General features: G+C 62.5%; 2 protein-coding genes. Both read right to left on the bottom strand.

The genetic code is table 11. The features are described from left to right. Positions 1-28: 28 nt before the first annotated feature. Positions 29-1363, bottom strand: a complete 1335-nt coding sequence (locus tag ABYA88_RS15535) for an MATE family efflux transporter (RefSeq protein WP_373188294.1) — start codon at positions 1361-1363, stop codon at positions 29-31. 7 nt (positions 1364-1370) lie between these two features. Next, positions 1371-4308, bottom strand: a 2938-nt coding sequence (gene metH / locus ABYA88_RS15540; RefSeq protein WP_373188295.1) for a methionine synthase, incomplete at its 5' end; no start/stop codon positions are given.

A 4308-nucleotide genomic window follows, 5' to 3' on the forward strand; every position in this document is an offset into this window, starting at 1 on the left:
ATTTCGTCCGATGATCGCATATCGGGCCTCATATGCGAATGCTCGCCCATTTTCTGCGGCGCCACACCAGCGTGAAGATAACCGAAGTGGCGGCGCGGTAGCAGCTTTGCAGTATCCAGATGGTGAGCAACCCGCCGCCCATCACCGGTCCTGCCAGATAGGCGAGAGGAAGAAAGACCAGCCACTGGCTGCCCAGGTTCACCGCCATGACCGTGCGGCTGGCTCCGGCGCCGAGCAGCGCCTGGGTCAGTACCAGGGCGGTGGCGTCCAGCGTCATGCCGATGCCGGTAACCCGCAGCGGCCATTCGCCTAATGCGAGCAGCTCGGGATCCTGGGTGAAAATGCTGAGGACCAGGTGTGGCGCGAGCCAGAAGGGCATGCCCATGACGAACAGTACGCAGACGGCCACGCGGGCCACATCCCAGCCCCAGCGATAGGCTTCCTCGGGTTTGCGATCCCCCAGGCTGTGGGATACCAGCGTGGTAGCTGCCATGCCCAGGCCGACGCCCGGCAGTATCAGAAACAGCGAGAGGTTGACCAGCACATGCGCAATGGCCAGCTCGGCGGTGCCGATCTGCGCGACGATCCAGAACAGCGTGGTGATGCCGGTGGCAAAAAAGAACTGCTGTAGGGAGTTGGGTACCGAGAGACGCAGCATTGCGCGGATTTCCCGGCTGCGTGGGCGTGCAGCAAGAAAGCCGTGCGCGCGTCCTCTGCGCCAGGTCATAAACAGGTACATGCCGGTGCCGATGAACAGGGCGATGCAGCTGCCCAGGCCGGAGCCCTCGGCGCCCAACTCGGGCAAACCGAAACGGCCGAAGATCAGCCCGTAGCTGATCAGCACGTTGAGCAGATGCATGACGATCAGAATCTGCAGATACATGCCGGTCTGACGAATGCCATTCCAGTAGCCGCGGAATGCGAAGTTGGCACCGACGGCGAAAATGGCCAGCGCACGCCACTGGAAGTAGCCGGTACCGGTCTGTTGCACCGCAGCGTCGTCAGTCAGAAAGGCCATGATGTTGGCCGCCTGGAACCAGCCAATCAGTGTGAGCGGAATGGCCAGTACCAGTGCAATCAGCAGGCCTTCATTGAGCGGGGCGGCGAGTTGCGTGGTATTACCTTCGCCGCGGCGCCGTGCAACCATCGCCTGGACGCCGGCGCCCAAACCCATGACCAGTGCCACGGCCATGAAGTTGACGTAACTGCCCAGGCCGACACCGGCCAGTGCGGCGCTGCCGAGGGTGCCGACCATCGCGGCATCCACCAGGTTCATTAGACTCTGGCTGAGCATGCCGCCCATGATCGGCAAGCCCAGGAAGGTGATGGTCCTGAGCTTGTCGCGGCCTGGCAGAATCGACATCAGCCGATCAGTTGTCGTAGGACAGGTTCGGCGAGAGCCAGCGCTCCGTGACGCTCAGCGGCGCATCCTTGCGCTCGCTATAGGATTCGACCTGATCCCTGGTGATCTTGCCCACCGCAAAGTATTTCGATTGCGGGTGCGAGAAGTACCAGCCGCTGACCGCTGCGGTCGGGAACATCGCGAAGCTCTCGGTCAGCGTCACGCCGCAGTTGCTTTCCGGGTCGAGCAGGCTGAACAGGGTACTTTTCTCGGTGTGATCCGGGCAGGCGGGATAACCCGGTGCCGGGCGGATGCCCTGGTACTTCTCGCGGATCAGCGCGTCGTTGTCCAGGTCTTCCTTTTCGATGTAACCCCACAGCTCGGTCCGCACCTTGCGGTGCAGCCACTCGGCGCAGGCCTCGGCCAGGCGATCGGCGAGGGCCTTGACCATGATCGCGTTGTAGTCGTCATCCTTTTGCTCGTACTGCTTGGACAGTTCCTCGGCGCCGATGCCGGCGGTAGTGATAAAGCCGCCGATATAGTCCTGCTTGCCGGAATCCTTGGGCGCGACAAAGTCGGCCAGGCTCATGCTCGGCTTCTTGTCCGGCGTGATGTTCTGTTGGCGCAGGTGATGCAGCATCGCCTGCGGCTGGCCGTTGTCGTCCTGCAGTTCGATGTCGTCGTCGTTGACCTGATTGGCCGGCCAGAAGCCGACCACCGCCTTGGCCCTGATCAGCTTCTCGTCGATCATGCGCTTGAGCATCTCCTGCGCATCGGCGAACAGCGAGCGCGCGGCTTCACCGACGACGTCATCCTCGAGAATCCGCGGGTACTTGCCGGCCAGATCCCAGGAGATGAAGAAGGGCGTCCAGTCGATGTACTCGGCGATCGCGGCCAGGTCGATATCGTCTATCGTGCGGGTGCCGGTGAACGACGGCGCAGGGGGCTGATAGTTGTCCCAGTCCAGCTGCAGCTTGTTCGCGCGGGCCTGTTCGTAGCTCAGGTATTCGGTACGGGCCCGGCGGTTGGCGGTACGCTCTCGGACTACTTCGTAATCGGCGCGAATTTTCGCAATATAGTCCGGCTTGATCTCCTTGGACAGCAGGCTGGTTGCCACGCCCACTGCGCGGGAGGCGTCGGTCACGTAGATCACCGCATCGTTCTTGTAATGCGGCTCGATCTTCACCGCGGTGTGCGCCTTGGAGGTGGTCGCGCCGCCGATCATCAGCGGCAGGGTGAGGCCCTGACGCTGCATTTCCTTGGCGACATGCACCATCTCGTCAAGCGAGGGGGTGATCAGACCGGACAGGCCGATGATGTCGCACTTCTCGGCAATCGCGGTCTTGAGGATCTTGTCCGCCGGCACCATCACGCCCATGTCGACTATGTCGTAGCCGTTGCAGCCGAGCACCACGCCGACGATGTTCTTGCCGATGTCGTGGACGTCGCCCTTAACCGTGGCCATCAGGATCTTGCCCTTGGCTTCGGGCTTGTCGCCTTTTTCTTCTTCGATAAACGGGATCAGGTGCGCCACGGCCTGTTTCATCACGCGGGCGGACTTGACCACCTGGGGCAGGAACATCTTGCCAGCGCCGAACAGGTCGCCAACGATGTTCATGCCGGCCATCAGCGGCCCCTCGATCACCTCGATCGGCCGCGCGCACTGCTGGCGGGCCTCTTCGGTGTCCTCGACGATCCAGGCGGTAATGCCCTTGACCAGCGAATGCTCCAGACGCTTGTTGACGTCCAGGTTGCGCCATTCTTCGGTCTCGGCTTCCTTGACGCTGCCATCGCCCTTGTAATCGTCGGCAATCGCCAGCAGGGCGTCGGTACCCTCCGGGTTGCGGTTGAGTACCACGTCCTCAACGATATCGCGCAGCTTCTTGGGGATCTCGTCATAGATCTCCAGCTGTCCGGCGTTGACGATGCCCATGGTCAGCCCGGCGCGGATCGCGTGCAGCAGGAATACCGAGTGGATCGCCTCGCGTACCGGGTTGTTGCCGCGGAACGAGAAGGACACGTTGGATACGCCGCCCGAGGTAAGTGCGTGGGGCAGGTGATCGCGGATGTAGGCGCAGGCGTTGATGAAGTCGACTGCGTAGTTGTTGTGCTCCTCGATGCCGGTGGCAATGGCGAAGATGTTCGGGTCGAAGATGATGTCCTGGGGCGGAAAGCCGATCTCGTCGACCAGGATGTCGTAGGAGCGCTTGCAGATTTCCTTCTTGCGCTGCTCGGTATCGGCCTGGCCCTGCTCGTCGAACGCCATGACCACGACGGCCGCGCCGTAGCGCTTGCACAGGCGCGCCTGCTGCTTGAACTGTTCAACGCCTTCCTTCATCGAGATGGAGTTGACGATGCCCTTGCCCTGAATGCACTTGAGGCCGGCTTCGATCACTTCCCACTTGGAGGAGTCGATCATGATCGGCACGCGGGAGATATCCGGCTCACCGGCGATCAGGTTGAGGAAGGTGACCATGGCCGCCTTCGAGTCGAGCATGCCCTCGTCCATGTTGATGTCGATGATCTGCGCGCCGGCTTCGACCTGCTGCAGCGCCACTTCCAGGGCTTCGGTGTAGTTGTCTTCACGGATCAGCCGGGCGAAGCGGGCGGAGCCGGTGATGTTGGTACGCTCGCCGACGTTGACGAACAGCGAGCTGCGGTCAATGGTGAACGGCTCCAGGCCGGACAGACGGCAGGCCTTGGGGATGTCCGGGATGGCGCGTGGCGGATAGCTGGCCACCGCATCGGCAATCGCGCGGATGTGCTCGGGGGTGGTGCCGCAGCAGCCGCCGACGATGTTGAGAAAGCCCGCTTCGGCAAACTCCGCGATCACGGCGGCGGTCTGTTCCGGAGTTTCGTCGTATTCGCCGAATTCGTTGGGCAGGCCGGCGTTGGGGTGCGCCGAGATGTGCGTATCGGCCTTGTTCGACAGCTCTTCCAGGTAGGGCCGCAGGTCCTTGGCACCC

The organism is Halopseudomonas sp. (genome assembly GCF_041579695.1).
Lineage (GTDB): Bacteria > Pseudomonadota > Gammaproteobacteria > Pseudomonadales > Pseudomonadaceae > Halopseudomonas.